Source organism: Gemmatimonas sp. (genome assembly GCF_046594945.1).
GTDB lineage: Bacteria > Gemmatimonadota > Gemmatimonadetes > Gemmatimonadales > Gemmatimonadaceae > Gemmatimonas.
Genome location: NZ_JBKJRB010000070.1, coordinates 45,215 through 61,326, shown reverse-complemented (window position 1 = coordinate 61,326; position 16,112 = coordinate 45,215). Strand labels below are relative to the sequence as shown.

Annotated in this window: 12 protein-coding genes; 8 read left to right on the top strand and 4 right to left on the bottom strand. The window is 64.8% G+C overall.

Annotation, left to right across the window (positions count from 1 at the left end):
- Positions 1 to 13: 13 nt before the first annotated feature.
- Positions 14 to 2,113 carry a hypothetical protein gene (locus ACLL97_RS07850; protein WP_411279917.1) on the bottom strand — a complete coding sequence of 700 codons (2,100 nt, stop codon included), beginning with the start codon at positions 2,111 to 2,113 and terminating at the stop codon, positions 14 to 16.
- Here ACLL97_RS07850 and ACLL97_RS07845 point away from each other — a divergent pair.
- The 6 genes from ACLL97_RS07845 to ACLL97_RS07820 all read left to right on the top strand — a co-directional run bounded on the left by ACLL97_RS07845 (position 2,103) and on the right by ACLL97_RS07820 (position 6,938).
- The gene (locus ACLL97_RS07845; RefSeq protein WP_411279916.1) at positions 2,103 to 3,425 is read left to right on the top strand and encodes a YncE family protein; all 1,323 of its coding nucleotides are present in this window, start codon (positions 2,103 to 2,105) and stop codon (positions 3,423 to 3,425) included. The genes ACLL97_RS07850 and ACLL97_RS07845 overlap by 11 nt on opposite strands.
- A gap of 9 nt (positions 3,426 to 3,434) precedes the next feature.
- Positions 3,435 to 4,568, top strand: a complete 1,134-nt coding sequence (gene tyrA / locus ACLL97_RS07840; RefSeq protein ID WP_411279915.1) for a bifunctional chorismate mutase/prephenate dehydrogenase — start codon at positions 3,435 to 3,437, stop codon at positions 4,566 to 4,568.
- Positions 4,568 to 5,074, top strand: a complete 507-nt coding sequence (locus ACLL97_RS07835) for an MOSC domain-containing protein (RefSeq protein WP_411279914.1) — start codon at positions 4,568 to 4,570, stop codon at positions 5,072 to 5,074. The genes tyrA and ACLL97_RS07835 overlap by 1 nt, the downstream gene beginning before the upstream one ends.
- Positions 5,071 to 5,481, top strand: coding sequence for a hypothetical protein (locus ACLL97_RS07830; protein ID WP_411279913.1), 411 nt, complete (start codon positions 5,071 to 5,073; stop codon positions 5,479 to 5,481). Before ACLL97_RS07835 ends, ACLL97_RS07830 begins: the two co-directional genes overlap by 4 nt.
- Before the next feature lie 32 nt (positions 5,482 to 5,513).
- Positions 5,514 to 5,957 carry a hypothetical protein gene (locus ACLL97_RS07825; RefSeq protein WP_411279912.1) on the top strand — a complete coding sequence of 148 codons (444 nt, stop codon included), beginning with the start codon at positions 5,514 to 5,516 and terminating at the stop codon, positions 5,955 to 5,957.
- 165 nt (positions 5,958 to 6,122) lie between these two features.
- Complete coding sequence (locus ACLL97_RS07820; protein WP_411279911.1) at positions 6,123 to 6,938, top strand: carboxypeptidase regulatory-like domain-containing protein; 816 nt, start codon at positions 6,123 to 6,125, stop codon at positions 6,936 to 6,938.
- 120 nt (positions 6,939 to 7,058) lie between these two features.
- On the opposite strand, the gene ACLL97_RS07815 is transcribed toward ACLL97_RS07820, so the two are convergent.
- The 3 genes from ACLL97_RS07815 to ACLL97_RS07805 all read right to left on the bottom strand — a co-directional run bounded on the left by ACLL97_RS07815 (position 7,059) and on the right by ACLL97_RS07805 (position 14,491).
- Entirely contained in the window at positions 7,059 to 8,528 is a 1,470-nt protein-coding gene (locus ACLL97_RS07815; RefSeq protein ID WP_411279910.1) for a RagB/SusD family nutrient uptake outer membrane protein, read from the bottom strand.
- Positions 8,529 to 8,531: 3 nt separating this feature from the next.
- Complete coding sequence (locus ACLL97_RS07810) at positions 8,532 to 11,555, bottom strand: SusC/RagA family TonB-linked outer membrane protein (protein WP_411279909.1); 3,024 nt, start codon at positions 11,553 to 11,555, stop codon at positions 8,532 to 8,534.
- Between the two features lie 269 nt (positions 11,556 to 11,824).
- Positions 11,825 to 14,491: a M1 family metallopeptidase gene (locus ACLL97_RS07805; RefSeq protein ID WP_411279908.1), complete on the bottom strand. Its 2,667-nt coding sequence runs from the start codon at positions 14,489 to 14,491 to the stop codon at positions 11,825 to 11,827.
- An 87-nt stretch (positions 14,492 to 14,578) separates the two neighbouring features.
- Between ACLL97_RS07805 and ACLL97_RS07800 the strand changes: the two genes are divergently transcribed.
- Both ACLL97_RS07800 and ACLL97_RS07795 read left to right on the top strand, forming a co-directional pair.
- The gene (locus tag ACLL97_RS07800; protein ID WP_411279907.1) at positions 14,579 to 15,208 is read left to right on the top strand and encodes an RNA polymerase sigma factor; all 630 of its coding nucleotides are present in this window, start codon (positions 14,579 to 14,581) and stop codon (positions 15,206 to 15,208) included.
- A complete protein-coding gene (locus tag ACLL97_RS07795) occupies positions 15,205 to 16,101 on the top strand; it encodes a zf-HC2 domain-containing protein (protein ID WP_411279906.1) in 897 nt (298 codons plus the stop codon). Before ACLL97_RS07800 ends, ACLL97_RS07795 begins: the two co-directional genes overlap by 4 nt.
- The last annotated feature ends 11 nt before the right edge of the window (positions 16,102 to 16,112 follow it).

Sequence of the window (16,112 nt, the reverse complement as noted above, 5' to 3'; positions counted from 1 at the left end):
TGACTACGTGCCGTTATGGCGTAATGGCCTTTGTCTTGGGCTCCAACTTCGCCGACCACAATCCCGAGTTGAAGTCGGTGAACAGTACCTGACCCTTCCACGGCATGGCATTCATCACGAACGGGGCGTTGGCGGTGAATGCCTTCGCGTCGTACGGCTTGAACACGGCGATCTCGCGCTTCTGATCGGCGAGATTTCCCATCAGTTCACCACTCACGTCGACCACGCGCACGCCGCCGTCGTAGTACGCCTGATACAGGATGTCGTCCTCCACGATGATGTCGTGCGCGCCGTAATCTTCGAGATGATAGCGACCGACCTTGCGCGGATGCATCGGGTCCGTGGCATCGACGATGTGCACGTATCCGCCCGACGTCTGCGCGATACCACCGGCGCTGCCGAGCGTGGCGCGATAGTTCGTGCCCTCCCACACGCGACCGGCGCGGTTCATCTCCTCGTCACCGAGGAACAGGTACGTGCGGCCCGTGGACTTCTGGAAGTACGGAAAGATCTCATGACCCGAGTTGATCGGGAACACATTGATCAGCTTCGGCTTCTCGATCGTACCGCCGTACTTGCCGTTGCCGACATCCACCATCACGGCACCGACGCCGCCCTGCGCGGAATAGGCAATGCCGTCACGAACCCATAAGTCGTGGATGCGCGCGTTGGGATGCTGGTACTCACTTACGTACTTCGGTTTGTAAATGTCCTTCACGTCGATGATCACGTACTTCTGTCCGCCCGAGATCGCGAACAGATAATCGTTGGTGGCGAACATGTTGTGCACGCCGCCCGTGAGTTCCTGATCGAACGTGGCGGCGATTTTCGGATGCGCGGGCGTCGCAAGATCGAGAATCACGACCCCGTTCACGCGGTTCGACGCCCCTTCGCGCGCCAACACGCCGTATCGCCCGTCGGGTGATACCGTCACGTCGTTGATGGTACGAGCGTCGATCTTGATCGAGTCGGTCTTCACGATGTTGTTCATGTCCGTGATGTCGAACACCATGCCGTAGCCGTCGCCGCCCCACGTTCCCACCAGCACGTAGTCGCGTCCATCCTTGCCGGTCCACGGCCACAGGTCCGACGTGGCCGTGTTGGCAATGTTGCCGCGTCCGGTCACGGTGATGCGGCGTACCACATCACGCGGCTTGGCCTCGAGCACCTTGCGCGCCGTCGCATTGCCCGACTGTGCGAGAATCGTGAAGCGTCCTGGATAATTCGCGGTAAAGCGTCCCCAATCAATGATGCCGGGGCCTCCCGGTGCGACCGTCGTGTCGTCGGGCGTGTAGGTGTAGCTCCACGTGATCACCGCATCTTTCACCGGTACGCCGGCGGCCGTCTTGGCGGTCGCGTTGAGATGCACGACCTGACCCGTCAGGATCACATCCTCCTTGATGTCGAGCGCGAGTGCGCTCACCGGGTTGGTCGCGATCGTATACGTCCGGCTGGCGCGAACGCCTTCTGACTCGGCGCTGATCACGACCGTGCCGGCCTTGAGTGCCGTCACCGTGCCGAACCGATCGACCGAGGCAATCGCCGGCGCGCTGCTGCGCCACGTCGGAATAAGGCCAGCCCGTACGCTACCGTCAGCGTGCGTGGCCTCCACGCGATGGCCGATCGAGATGCCGGTGTACAGACGTCCGGAGTCGGCGGTGATCGTGAGCTTCGACAGCGCCGGCCACGTAATGAGCACCGGAATGTCGAGCGTGATCGGTCCCGTGGCGCCGGCCGCCGTGGCCGTTGCGGTGTATGAACCCGCACGGAAGGCGCGCACCTGTCCATCGTTGAACGCCACCGCCTGACGCGGTCCGCCCACGCGAACCACCGCGTCGGGGATGATCTTTCCGGTCACGTCGTACGCCGTCACGTTGAACGGCTGCGATTCGCCGGCGCGGATCGTCACCTTGGCTGGTTCCGCCACCAGCTTCGCGACCACGGTCTGGGTCGCGGCCTGCCCGAACGCAACACCGGGCGTCACGCCGGTCGCGGCAAGCGGTGTGGCAAGGAACATTGCGGTCGTCGTGACGAACCGCCGGGTGCGCGCTACGTTCATACTGTTGTCTCCCATGGGATAGATCCTGCCGAACTCCGCGATCATGCTGCTCATTCCAAGCTCCCGCAAGACACGGCGTGCGGTCTACGCCGGCGTTGTCCTCGCCGCGACCGCCACTGCGACCGCGCTTCCGCTCTGGCCGACCTCGCTGGCGGGGCAGGCAAGGCCCGTGTCTGCCCCGGCTGCCCCCGCGGCGCCTCTGGTCGACTACTGGGTCTACGTGGGCGCCGAGTCGGCGGACAAGCTCTATCGGGTGCGATTCGGACCGATGGGAACGGTGGTCGAAAAGACGATTGGCATCGGTGAGCTCGCCGCCGAAATGGAGGGACCGCACGGACTGGCGATCTCGCACGACGGCAAGTACCTGCACATGACTACCGGACACGGCTTCCCCGACGGCAAGTACTGGCGCTACGAACTCGGTCCCGACACGCTTGTCGGTCCAGGACTCTTGCTGGGCAACTTTCCCGCCTCGATCGACGTCACGCCCGACGGACTGTACGCGTTATCGGTCAATTTCAATCTGCACGGCGATATGATCCCGTCCACCGTGTCGGTGATCTACACGCCGAACAGTACGGAAGTCGCCCGCATCGTGACCTGCACGATGCCGCATGGCAGTCGCGTGTCGCCCGACGGCATGCGGCAGTACTCCACCTGCATGATGGATGATCAGCTGGTCGAAGTGGACACCAAGGACTTCGTGGTGTCGCGCCGCTTCTCGCTGGCCAAAGGCAAGGAAGGGCCGCTCGTACTCACCGCGCCGTCTACGATGGCCGGCATGGACCATGTCGCCGCCGGGCACGACATGGCGGCCATGGGCGGCGGCGCCGCGTCGGCCAGAAAGCCCGCTGCGGGCCCCACCGTCGATCCGGCGCAGGTCGGGCGCGTCGGCATGGGCATCGAGAAGCACACGATGGCGCCCGCCTCCTGCTCCCCCACCTGGGCGCAGCCGTCCGCCAATGGTGCCAAAATCTACGTGGCCTGCAACAAGGCCGACGAAATTCTCGAAATCGATACCGAGTCGTGGGCGCTCGTGCGTCGTATGAAGACCGGCCGTGGCGTGTACAATCTGGCCGTGACCGCCAACGGTCGCCTCCTGGTTGCGACGCTCAAGCAAGGCAATGCCGTCGAAATTTTCGATCTCGACACCGGCGCCAGTGTCGCGCAGTTGCCCACGTCTACCCGTTTGGCGCACGGCGTCACCATCAGCTCCGATTCGCGTTACGCCTTCGTGAGCAGCGAAGGGCAGGGCGCTCAGCCGGGAAAGGTCGATGTCATTGATCTCGTGACTCGGGTAAAGGTGGGAACCGCCGATGTCGGACCGCAGGCCAGCGGCATCGCCTTCTGGAAGATGACCAAGTGAGGCCTGTTCGTGACTGATACACCGCGGCCATTGCCCGTTGTGCGCGCCATGATCGACGCGCTCGATCGTGACTTGCTGCAGATCATGGCGAAGCGCATGGCGTTGGTGGCGGAAGTTGCCGCCTACAAGCGTCAGTACGGTCTCAAGATTCGCGACGCCAGCCGTGAGCGCGAGCTGTTGCGTGATCGTCATGACCGCGCGAAGGAGCTCGGTCTCCCCAGCGACGAAATCGAGTCGATCTTCCGGCTGCTCATGCGATCGAGTCGCGATCATCAGGCCGCCTTGCGCGCCGAAGTGCCGATGGATGCCGCGTCGTACACGATCGCGATCATCGGTGGGAATGGACGCATTGGCCGCGTGATGGCGCGTCTCTTCGGTGACCTCGGCCATCGACTGCTGCTCGTCGACACCGACACGTCGTTGCGCGCGGAAGAGGCGGCCTCGGTAGCCGACGTGGTCGTGGTGAGCGTGCCGATCGATGTCACCGATGCCGTGATTCGCGCCGTCGGTCCACATGTGCGCGAGGACGCCCTGTTGATGGACGTCACGAGTGTGAAGCAAGCCCCGTTGCAGGCCATGCTCGAGGTCACCGGCGCCAGTGTGGTCGGCACACACCCGATGTTCGGGCCGAGTGTGCACACCCTCCAGGGACAGCGCGTGGTGATCTGTCGGGGTCGCGGCGACACATGGGCGGATTGGGTCGCGCAGTCGTTCGCGGCTCGTGGCCTCGTGATAACGGAAACCACCGCCGCGCAGCACGATCGGGCCATGTCAGTGGTGCAGGTGCTCACGCACTTTCAGACGCAGGTGCAAGGACTCACCCTCAGTCGCCTTGGGATCCCATTGTCCGAGACGTTGCCGTTCACATCGCCGGCGTACTTACTCGAGTTGTATGTGGCGGCGCGACATTTCGCGCAGGATCCGGCCCTGTACGGCTCGATCGAAATGCGGAATCCGCGAACTGCCGAAATCACGTCGGCGTTCGGTCAGTCGGTGCAGGACGTCGCCGATATTCTCGCCCGCGGCGATCAGGCGGCGTTCTCGCGGTTGTTCGACGACGTGCGCGAATTCTTTGGAGACTTTACCGCCGAAGCGCTCGAGCAGTCCAGTTTCCTCATCGATCGCATTGTGGAGCGCGCCTGATGTCGGAGCACAATCCGCCCGTCGGCGTGGTCGAGCAGATTTGGCTCAAGCGTGCCAAGCGCGGACCGATGGATCCCGTCGCGTCGGCACGTGTGCGGACACAGCGCGGACTCGTTGGCAACGCCAACCAGGGTGGCCGTCGGCAGATCACACTGCTTGAAGCCGAGCGCTGGGCCGAACACCTCTCGGCGGTCTCGCGCGAAGACGATCCATCGATGGGCCCCGCACGGCGACGCGCCAACGTGCTGGTGCGCGGGTTTCCGCTGGCGAATTCACGCGGGCGCGTGCTGCGTATCGGCGCGGTACGGATACAGATCGCCGGCGAGACGAAGCCGTGTCATCAGATGGATGAGGTGTGCGCCGGGCTGCAGGCCGTCATGCGGCCGGAATGGGGCGGTGGTGCGTTCGCCATGATCCTCGACGACGGCGAGATTGCAATCGGTGACACGATCCGCTGGGATGACGCGTCAAACCCGCCATCGCTCTTCGATCGCGTGCCGGCATGAACGCGCGACTGCGATCGATGCTCATGCGCGTCCCCCCGGTGCGCTGGTTTCGCGCGCTGGAGCATGGCGTATTTCGATTGGCCAGCGAAGCCGAGTATCGCCTCCAGATCACGCCGCGCGCTACGAAGCTCGTGCCGAATACCTTCGATCGACGCATCGTCCGTCTATTTCTGATCGTCGTGCCGGTTCTTGTTTCCACCATCTGGGTCGATGGTCGGCCCATGCGCGCGCGCGTGCTGTTCGCGATCCTCGTGCTGGCGGCGCTGGCCTTGGCATTCATCTTTGTGGCGGACGCGTTCCCGACAGGAAAATCGTCACTCCCGCGCTCGCCCTCGTCGCGTCCGCCGACCCGGCCGCCCGCCAACAAGCCCCCGCCGTCCGCGCGCCCGCCTGCCCGTCGTCCGTAGTCTCCTCGCTCGTCCCCGCACCGGAGTGCTCGATGCCCCGCCGCACGACTTTTCGCTGGATGGCGCTCAGCGCCGCACTGGTCGGCAACAGCGCCGTCCTGTTCGCGCTCGCCCGTCCGATCACGGACTACGTGGCTACGCTGGCCGGCCAGGAAGGCCGCAAGGTGCATGGCACCGCGACCGTCACGCCCACCAAAGACGGCACCGGCACCGAGGTCGCGGTTACGCTGACCGACGACACCCCCGGCGCTACCAGGCCTTGGCACATTCACTCCGGGAGCTGCGTGAAGAGCGGCGGCGTGGTGGGTGGTGGCCGCGTGTACACGCCCATCGCGATCAATGACAAGGGGCAGGGCGCGGGCAAGGCCACGGTGCCCGTCGTCCTCGCCGATACCGCGACCTACTACGTCAACATCCACGACGCGGCGGCCGCGATGGGCATTGTCGTGGCCTGCGGCGACCTGACGCAGAAGTAGGCGCCACTGCGTGCGACTCCCTGAAGCCAGCGGGGTATGCCGGTAGCACACACGGAACGTCTCTTCGGTAAAGAGAAGCCGATATCTTACTACAATATGCCTAGAACACATTCCTTTTCAGCGAACCACGACCTGCGCCGACACCTTCGCCATGCGGCCGCTGTCATGCTAGTGCTGCCGTGTCTGTCCGAGTCAGCGGCGGCACAGGTGCGCCCGACGATCAAGGACCGAGTGGCCATCGAAAAGGAACGCGCTGCCGCGGCTGTCGCCGCACGCATGTCTGGCGAATTCGCCGTCATCGATGGGGTCGTTACGGACACGCTGCTGCACCCGCTCGGTTCAGCCGACGTCTCCGTAGTCGGTATTGGTGCGCGGGTTATCACCACGGAGAACGGGCGCTTCCGCATGCTGCAGGTGCCGTCCGGGCAGTATCTGCTCGTGGTGCGACGCATCGGGTACGCGCCGACCTCGGGCATCATTCAGGTTCCCGAGGGCGACACAGTACGTCTCTCGTACACGCTCGTCCGTTCCAACGCGTTGCTCGATACGGTACGCGTGCGTGAGCGTCGCGTGTCGATGCGCATGGCGGACTTTGAGGCCCGTCGGCGCCAAGGCCAAGGGCAGTTTGTCACGCTGGAGGAGATCGACCGGCGTGGCTCGTTGCAGACCTCCGACTTCATGCGCTCCATGCGCGGCGTCGAGATCTCGCGCGTAACCACCCAGGCCTTCGCTGGCACGCAGGTGTACTCGCGTCGTGAGGGTGGCGGCTTCGATGCGAACGGCCAGCAACAGTATTGCGCGATGCAGGTCGTGCTGGATGGAATCATTCTTCCGCGTAACTTCGATCTGGATCTGCTCCCACTGCCCAAGCAGATTGCCGGCATCGAGGTATACACCGGCGCGGCCACCATCCCACCGCAGTTCGGTGGCCCCGATCGGCGCTGCGGTGTCGTGGCGGTGTGGACACGCGACGGGTATTAGGCGAGTAGGGAGTACGCAGTCGGGAGTACAGGGTACAAAAACGCCCTCGTGAGACCAGTTCTCACGAGGGCGTTTCAATACTCCGTACTTCTCACTCCCAACTGCTTACTTCCTACTCGACTAGCATCCCGGGCCGGCCAGCGCGCCCGTCTTTCCGATGCGCTGCAAGCATTCAGCCTGCGGCAGCGGCTGCACCTTCGCCACGAAGTGCGCGTTCACGCCCGTCGTGATGTCACGCGGCAGATCGGCGAGGCGTCCGTAGCGGCGCATGTCGATCCAGCGATGACCTTCCAACAGCAGCGAGTACCGCTTCTGCAAGAGAAGTTCCGTCACGAACGCCGCGTCGGACGATGCCGCGGTGAGCGTGGACGGCGCCAAGCCACCCGAGTTCACGCGGATGCTGTTGATGAGGGTCAGCGCACCGGCCTTGTTGCCGGTCGCCAGAAGCGCTTCGGCACGGAGGAGGATGAGCTCCTCGTTGCGAATGATCGGAATCGACGTGCTGATCGCCGGATAGAGATTGAATCCGAGCGACGATGGGACACCAAGTCCGCTCGGCGCATTGCGCGCTGGCCGAGTGCCGATCTTGGCGAGGAATCGATTGTCCTTCGTGAGGTCGGCCTTGAGCGGCGCGTCGGTCTCGATGGACATGTGCGCGTACAGGTCCGTATTGGTGGCCTGCGCAAGCGGGTTTGACGCATCCGGTGCTGCCGCATACGGGTGGTACACGCCCGCGTTCAACTGCGCCGCCGTCGTGGCCGCCTCGTTGATGAACGAGCCGTTCAGCGCTGTGATCGCACGCTGCCAAGCCGTCGCTCCACCGCCTGCGGTGGCGTAGTACGCCGCCGCCCGCGCCGCCATAGCGCGGTTGAACAGCCGGAACGTCGTCGGCGTATTGAATCCCGTGAAGCCGGCGTTGAGCACGAACGGGAATGCGGTGCCACCGGCGCCGAGATCCGTGTTCGCCTCATCGAGCGTGTTCAAGATGTACTTGTAGACTGAGTCACGCGAAACGAATGCCGCCAGCTCGGCCGCGTTTTGCTTGATCTCGACCACGGCGCCGATCGTGTCACGGGTCGAAATGACCGTGAGCAGTTCGATGCCTTCGATCGTCTTCGCGAAGCCAAGCGCCGCCCGCTTCTGCTCGGCGCTGAGCGTCGACGCCGCTACCGTGTTCTTGAAGTTGAACACGTCGCGGAGGTTGCCGTAGGGGCCGCCCCAACTACCGACCGCGAAGCCGGTCGGATCGAGCTTGTTCTGGCCGGAAAGTCCGATCAGGTACGCCGATGTATTTCGTCCTTCCTGCGGCGTGTAGACATAAGCTTCGCGACCGAAGCGGCCCGTCTCGGTAATGAGCCCGCCGCGGCCGTTGCGGTTCTGCCGGAGCAGGCCCGTGGCCAGCAACTGGAGCGCCTGCGGATCAGCGCTGGCGCCGGCCACCGACGGGGTGTTCGGATTCGTGATGTCCAACGTGTCCTTGCTGCAGGCAGCCAAGGACATCGTGGCAAGCGACAGGGCACCAAAGGTGCGCAGGGGCAAACGGGTCATCTGCACGCGCGAAGCGCCGGAGAGGTTTTCAGTGGTCGTCATGGATTAGAACCCCACATCGACGCTGAGGAAGAACTGCCGACTCGACGGGAACGGCGCGAGGTCGATGAACCGGTTGAAGTTCGTGTTACCGAAGTTGTTGAACTCCGGATCGAAGCTCCAATAGTCCGTGAACAGCGCCAGGTTACGGCCACTCACGTTGAAGCGCAACGAGCGTGCGCCCGGGATCTTCTTGGCCCACGACTCCGGCGCCTGATAGTTCACGGTCACTTCGCGGAGTTTCACGTACGAGCCCTTCTGGATGTACGGACGGATGTCGCCGCCATTGAAGGTGGAATAACGGCACTCACCCAGCGTCTCCGTACCGCACGGGCGGGACCCCGGGAGGATCGACGTCGGAGCCGCGGCGTCGTAGTCACGCGCCTGTCCGCCTTCGTCCCACAGGTTGTTCGTCATGTTCGACACGTAGCCACCCGCGCGCCAGTCGGCGAGGAACGAGAACGTGAACGACTTGAAGGAGAAGTCGTTATTGAACGTGGTTGTGTGAATAGGATTCGCATCGGCCAGCAGCGTGTCGCGCGTGGCGCCGTTCACACCGAACGGAGCGTTGCCCCAGATCATCGAGGAGCGCGTATTCGCTTGAATGCGGTTACGACCGTAGGCGGCACCGTACGAGCCCGGTACGGCGAACGCCGGCACCGGGATACTGTCAGTGAACTGCGCGTTCCGATTGTAGATGATGCGGCTGGTCCACTCGAAGCTGCCGCGACGGATCGGTACAAGCGACAACACGCCTTCGGTGCCGAGGACGGCCAGCTGGCCACCGTTGATGATCTGGTTGCCCAGACCCGACGACGGCGGGAGCGGGAACGTGAGCAGCAGATCCTTGATCTGGCGCTGATAGCGCGTCACTTCGATACCAACGCGCGAGCCGAAGAGCGACGCGTCGAGTCCGAATTCGAGCTCGTTCATCACTTCCGGCTTGATGCCGGTGTTGCCAAGCAGGCCGGCCGACACGAGCGAGTTGTTGCCGCCGATCAGGCCGCCGTCGGCGTACAAAATGTCGCGATCGCCGAAACGTGGGCGGTTGCCCGACTGGCCCCACGCCGCGCGGACCTTGAACTCATCGATCTTCTCGGTAAGCGGCTTCACGAAACGATACGAGCTCGAGAACTTCGGGAATGTGTAGAACTTGTCGCGCTCACCGTTCGCGCTCGATCGGTCGGCACGGAAGCCGGCATTGACCGCCAGCTTTTCGTCGAGCAGCAACATCTGCTCGTTCACGTAGTACGACTGGTCGCGGAACTCGGAGCGGTCGTCGACCGTGGCGATGTCCTGCGCGCCGGCTGCCGTGCGGCGTGTCGGGAGCAGTCCTCGACCGCGGATGCGATACACGTCCTGTTTCTGACGCTCGTACGAACCGCCGAACGATGTCGTGAACGATGTGATGTACTTCGTCGTCGGGCTCCAGGTCCACACGGCGTTCATGCCGGAGTTGGTCTGCAGGCTCGACGCGTTGTTCTGACCGGCCGTGCCGAGGAAACCGTCGGCCGGCTCGAACTGCAGATAGTTGGGCGAGTATTGTACGCCTTCCTGTTGGAACCGGTCGAAGCCGCCGAGATAGGACAACTGTACCGTGTGGCGCGTCGTGCTGACCAACGCGTAGCCAAGGCGGATGTTTGCCGCCTGACGGAACACCGTCTCGTCACTCTGCATCGCGTTCAGGACTTCGAACGGATTGGCTGTGCCCGAGCCACCGCCATCGAACGGCATACGGATGTACCGTCCCGACGCGTCACGTGACCGCAGGTCGACGATCGCCGGCGTGTAGCCGAACGTGTACGTCGGGCTGACACCGGCATTGTTATTGTTGCCGATACCGCGCTGGAAGAAGTTGCGCGTGACGTCGATGCCCATGCTCGCCGTGAGCTTGGTGCCAATCGTCTGGTCGAGGTTGATGCGGCCACCGGTACGACGCGCGCCGGTGTTGATCATGATACCCGATTCCTGACGGTCGCTGAGCGACGCGAAGTAGCGGGTGTTGTTTGCGCCGCCGGAGGCCGACAGCAACGTTTCCCACGACGGATCGGTGCGGCCGTAGAGCTGCTGCTGCCAGTCGTAATTCGTGCACGTCGGGGTGCAGGCGGCAGTCGCCGCCGCGAGTCCGATCGGGCCGCCAACGAAGTCCTTGACATCGTCCAGTGTGCCGTATTGGCGATGTCCAAGGGAGCGCATGAGCTGCTGCGTTCCGGCGCGCTGCGTCAGGTTCCAGCGCGGTGCGCCGGACGTTCCCCGCTTGGTCGTGATCACGACCACGCCGTTCGTTGCACGTGATCCGTAGATGGCCGTGGCGGCGGCCGACTTCAGCACTTCGATGTTCTCGATGTCGTTCGGATTCAGGTCGGCCAATCGATTCACCACCTGGTCTTGGTTTGAACCGGTCGAGCCGCTCGCACGCGTGATGGCGCTCTGGCCCGATGAAATACCCGCGTTCGAAATGATGATGCCGTCGACCACGTAAAGCGGGTCGCCCTGTCCAAGCACCGACGTGGCGCCACGGATCTGGATTTGCGCACCACCGCCCGGCGCACCGCCGTTTTCAAAGATGCGCGCACCGGCGACCTTGCCGGCAAGGTTGCTTTCCACCGAGCGAGCCGGAACGCGATTGAGTTCGAGCGAGCTGACCGTCGCCACGGCCGTCGCCGCCACCCTGCGGTCGGTCGTGGTGGCTTGACCGGTCACGGTCACGCCTTCCAGCTGCAGTACGTCCTTGTCGAGGACGAAATTCGCCGTGTTCTCGGTCGCGCCGAGGCGGATCGTCTGTCGCTTGTAGCCAAGCTGACGTGCGAGCACGACGACTTCGCCCGACGGCACGCGCATACGGAATTCACCGCGTTCGTTCGTGCGAACACCGACCTGCTGTCCGACGATACTGACCGTCACGTCAGCGAGGGGAGTGCCGACGACCGCTTGAGTCACCTTGCCCGAGATATCTCGGGTCTGCGCGTCCGCACCAAGCGGCAGCATGGCCACCGCGAGCGCCGCGGCGAACGAGAAAAACCTACCCATAAAGGGTCTCCGATGGAGGGGAATGCCGAGCGGGAGCGCAACGGCCGATGACGCGACAATCCCGCGTCGCGCCGTCAACCGCCTATTCGTTGTCGGGTTGGGACGAAAGCGTCACACAACCCCGACAGTTGTCACTAACAACAAGGTATCGCGGACGAACGTCACAGGGCTAGGTCACAAAAGGCGCCTGACAGGGATAGGGCGCAGTTTGGGACATACCGTCACCGGCCCCGGAAAACGAGGCAGCGGCGTGCGTGGGAGGACGTCGGTCAGGGACGAGGTGTCGCTTCGCCGAACGCCTGCCGGATCCGTACCGTCCGCTCGAGCTCGTCTCGGCTTTGCCGGACCTTCTGCTGCAGGTCCGCCGCCAGCGTAGGATGCGCCGCCAGCCAGCGATCAACCTGCTGCAGAGCCTCGGCATCGCTCTGCCCGCCCATCGTGGCCCCGAGCCAACTGCCCAAGAAGAAGATGCGGCGGTTCCGCTGAATCCACGGGAGCGTATCGAGGGCCGGCACGAGGAACCGTTTCGTCATCGCCGCCTGATCGCCGTCGTGAAAGCTCCGCAGGCTCGACGTCACCCATTCTTCGTTGAGCGCCGCATCGGCGAACCACTGCGTGAACAGCGCCTGTTTGTGCGCCGAATCCGGGCGAGCGGCATCGGCCACGAACGCCAAACGCTGTCCTTCGCTCGTGGAATCGCGACGGGCTTCGGCCGCCAGGCGCGATGGCGCCGACGGTGCCCCGCGCGCTACCAATCGCGTCACGATCGACCACCGCGTAGGCGCGCGCAGCGCCAGTCCCGCCACGCTGTCACGATCCAGCCACCCGTCCAGTCGCTGCAACGATGCCCGTGAACGTGCCAGCCCGATTACCGCGTCGAACTGCGCTTTCCGCTGTCCATAGCTGCGTGCGCTGTCGGCGGCGCCACGGAGAAGCAGCGGCTCGGCGCGCGCCAGCAGCGCCTCACGCGACGTGCTGTCGGTGTAGCGACCGATGACCGTGGCCAGTCGACCCACCAGCGTGCCCGTGATCTGCTCGTCGCGCTCGATGGGCAATTCGCGGAGCACCATGTCGGCGTAGCGTGTCGGCGAGAGCCGCGCTTCACGTACCAGGTCCCACAACGATCCCCACAGCATGGCGCGGAGAAAATCGTCGTCCACACGACCGATGTGCTGCTCGAGCCACCGCACGCTCATCGAGTCAGGAAGCACGATCGCGTAGCCGTAGTCGCCGTCATTGGCGAATACGAAGTCGGGAGCTGGCCGCCCGGCGGCCGCGGTGACGATGGTCGTGTCGCCGCGCATTTCCACCGGCAGGCGCACCGCCGGCTTGTTCGCGTAGAACAGCAGCACCTGCACCTTGAGCGGCCAGGCCCCGCGGCCGGAGAGCGCGGGCTGCGCGGCGCGCTGCACCAGTGCCAGTCGCTGCACGACGCCGTTGCGCACGGTGACGCGCTGTTCGACCACCGGCATGCCGGGGCGCAGCATCCACGCCTGGCCCCACGTCGTGAGATCACGCTTTGCCGCGCGTCCCACGTTGCCGAGCAACTCGCGCCAGGTGCCGTTGCCGTACGCATGCGTGCGCAGGAAGTCCCGCACGCCGCGCTGAAAGGCGGGCGCGCCGACCAAATACTCGAGCTGCTTGAGCACGCCCGGCGCTTTGTTGTAGACGATCGGGCCGTAGTTGCTCTTGGCCTGATCGAGGTTGCCAAGCTGTTGCCAGATCGGTGTCGTACCGGCCGTCGCGTCGGTCGCGTAGGCCACCGGCTTATTGCGCAGATAGAATGTCTTCCACGCGTTCGAGCTGGGCTCGAGATCGGCTTGCATGCGCGCCGCCATGTACGTCGCGAAGCCTTCCTTGAGCCACAGATCGTCGAACCAGCGCATTGTCATGTAGTCGCCGAACCATTGGTGGGCGACCTCGTGAAACGTCGTCGCCTGTCGGCCGAGCAACTGCGTTACCGTCGGCCGCTCACGATAAATGAAACTCTCTTCGTTGTAGAACACCGCGCCCGGATGCTCCATGCCGCCGAACGGGAATGCCGGCGCGAGCAACGCGTCGAATTTGTCAAACGCATAGGGGATACCGAACCACTCGCCCAGCCAGCGCAATGCTCGCGCGTTCATTTCGATCAGCGTGTCGCTCTCGGCTTCGGCCTTGCGTGACTGTCGCATATACAGCGACATCGGCACCGGCGCCGCCTTCGTGGTCGTCGTGACGGCGCGTGTCACGCTGGCCCACGGGCCGGCCGCAAACGCAATGAGATACGTACTGAGACGCCGCGTTTCGGCGAAGCGATGCGTGACCAGCGCGCCGGCAGTGTCGGCGCCGATCTGCGCGCCATTGGCCAGCGCGCGCCAGGCGGTCGGCGTGGTCAGCGCGAGACGGACCTTGGCCTTGAGATCGGGCTGATCGAAACACGGGAAGAGCAAGTTGGCATCGGACGGCACGAGCAATGTGTACAGATACACATTGCCGTCGGTGGCGTCGCGGTGGCGAATGATGCTCGCACCCGCTTGGGCCACTGGTGTCGAGAACCCGACCTCGACCGCGTTTCGGCCGGGGCGGAGGCGCGCCGCCGGAATGACGAGGTGGTGCCGATTCCACGCCGTCGCGACGTCGGGCCACGCCGAGCCGTTGATCCGCCCGTCGCCCACCGAGAGGCCGCGGAAGTCGAGCACCACGTCTCCCGGCACGCGCTGTGTAAAGGACACCGTGACCCGGCCAACGGCGGTGTCTCCGGCGCTCACGCGAAGGGCGAGGTCGTACGCCACGTCCGTCACCTGCGCCTCACGGAGGCGGGCCAGGTTGGCCGAGACGCCCGGACCGATAAGACTCGGCTGCTGAGCGTCAAGGGGGGCAGGCGCCACGCATGCGAGCACGGCCGCGGCCACGAGGCGGGCACGCGGAAACACGAAGGATCGGGGAAAAGACATACCCGCAAGCTGCCGGAGTCGACGGAGGCTGTCCAGCAGGCTCCCCGCCCGGGGAATAGTTTGCGTCATGGCCCCGTCACCCTCCATATGACTTCCGTTTCGGGCAGCAACCTCGCGCTTCGGCAGCAGCGCTATGAGGAGCTTGTGCGTCCGCACCTCGATCGCCTGCTCGGTTTCGCGGCGCGACGCACGATCTCGTTCAGCGATGCCGAGGACGCCGTGCAGGATATGTGCGTGCGGGCGTGGAGCGCGTTCGATGAACTGCGTGATCCTGCGCGCGTGCGGCCGTGGCTGTTCAGCATCTTGCGGACCGTTCTTAGCGATGCCTTCGATCGCACCAGTCGACGCGCCCGACTCGTGCCGATGTCGCGGCTCGAAGACGTACACGAGCAGTTCGTCTCCACCGATACCGACGTGGTGTTTGCGGACGTGGTCGCGCGCCTCGACGAGGAGATGCTGCGCTTGGCGCTCGACGCGATCCCCGAGGATTTCGCGTCGGCCGTCGAGCTCCATGACATCGAAGGATTCAAGTATCACGAGATTGCCGACATCGTCGGCGTACCGATCGGCACGGTGATGAGCCGGATTTCGCGCGGTCGCCGGCTACTCGCCGGCGTCATCATGGAACGTCGACAGCAGTGGGCCCTGGGTTCGACGGACGATGGTGGTCGCCGCGACCAGCGGAGCAGTCGTGGCCGAACGCCGAGGACATCATGACTGAGTGGCTCGGAGCGTTGGCCGCGGGCCGAGCCGTGCCTGAGGATGACGCGACACGCGAGGCGCGACACGAGGTCCTGGCGACGTTGCTTGCGGCGTACGTCGATGGCGAGTTGCCGCCGGAAACGACCGCGCAGATCGATGCCCACCTGCTTGGATGCGGCCGCTGTCGTCGCGAGATTACGGTCCATCAAAGTCTGGTCACCCGGCTGTCGCGTGTGACACGTCCCGCCGTCTCGACCGCGCTCGATGAACGATGGCGCGCCGCCATCGCGGCGGCACCCGCGGTGTCGCCGATGCCTGCGGCGTCGATCGACTCGGCGCCTGAGGCACCCCTCGCGGCGGCGGCGGGCCGACGTCGATGGATCGTGGGCGTCCTCGTTGTCGCGTCTGTGCTCGCCGTCGCTCTCTTCCTCGGCGTGCGCGGTCGTGCACCAGCAATCGTCGTGCTCCAGCCGGCCCCGCTCGCGGTCAGCGCGTCGGTCCCGTTGCTGGAGCTTGTGGCCGCCGACTTCCGGGCGGCTAGCGCGCGCGACCTGCCCGGACGCGCGCGCGATCTCGAAACGGTTCGCCGTGCGGTCCCCTTCGCGGTCGATCCGCTGCGCGGTGCCGATCTGCAACTGGTCGCCGTCTGGACCACCGAATTCGATGGCGAGATCGCAGCCGTGCTCGCCTACAAGTGGCGGGAGTCGCTCGTGATGCAATACGTCGTCTCCGACGCATGGCTGTTTCGTTCGCTCCCCATTCGCGGTGCGTTCGCCCAGGGTCGCGCCATCGCGTCGGAGTCGCCAGGCGCCGGCCTTCTTGCGTGGTCGTCGGGACAGGGAAGCTCCATTGTCGTCGCCGACCGGCCGTGGCCGGCGCTCGTGGCGCTGCATCCGCGCGCGCGCTGACGGGACGGCGG

Excerpts from the sequence above, each read along its gene's own strand:
- ACLL97_RS07845 (WP_411279916.1), top strand. The coding sequence starts at position 2,103 with ATGCTGCTCATTCCAAGCTCCCGCAAGACACGGCGTGCGGTCTACGCC.
- ACLL97_RS07850 (WP_411279917.1), bottom strand. The coding sequence starts at position 2,113 with ATGAGCAGCATGATCGCGGAGTTCGGCAGGATCTATCCCATGGGAGAC.
- ACLL97_RS07835 (WP_411279914.1), top strand. The coding sequence starts at position 4,568 with ATGTCGGAGCACAATCCGCCCGTCGGCGTGGTCGAGCAGATTTGGCTC.
- ACLL97_RS07830 (WP_411279913.1), top strand. The coding sequence starts at position 5,071 with ATGAACGCGCGACTGCGATCGATGCTCATGCGCGTCCCCCCGGTGCGC.
- ACLL97_RS07825 (WP_411279912.1), top strand. The coding sequence starts at position 5,514 with ATGCCCCGCCGCACGACTTTTCGCTGGATGGCGCTCAGCGCCGCACTG.
- ACLL97_RS07820 (WP_411279911.1), top strand. The coding sequence starts at position 6,123 with ATGCTAGTGCTGCCGTGTCTGTCCGAGTCAGCGGCGGCACAGGTGCGC.
- ACLL97_RS07815 (WP_411279910.1), bottom strand. The coding sequence starts at position 8,528 with ATGACGACCACTGAAAACCTCTCCGGCGCTTCGCGCGTGCAGATGACC.
- ACLL97_RS07810 (WP_411279909.1), bottom strand. The coding sequence starts at position 11,555 with ATGGGTAGGTTTTTCTCGTTCGCCGCGGCGCTCGCGGTGGCCATGCTG.
- ACLL97_RS07805 (WP_411279908.1), bottom strand. The coding sequence starts at position 14,491 with ATGTCTTTTCCCCGATCCTTCGTGTTTCCGCGTGCCCGCCTCGTGGCC.
- ACLL97_RS07800 (WP_411279907.1), top strand. The coding sequence starts at position 14,579 with ATGACTTCCGTTTCGGGCAGCAACCTCGCGCTTCGGCAGCAGCGCTAT.
- ACLL97_RS07795 (WP_411279906.1), top strand. The coding sequence starts at position 15,205 with ATGACTGAGTGGCTCGGAGCGTTGGCCGCGGGCCGAGCCGTGCCTGAG.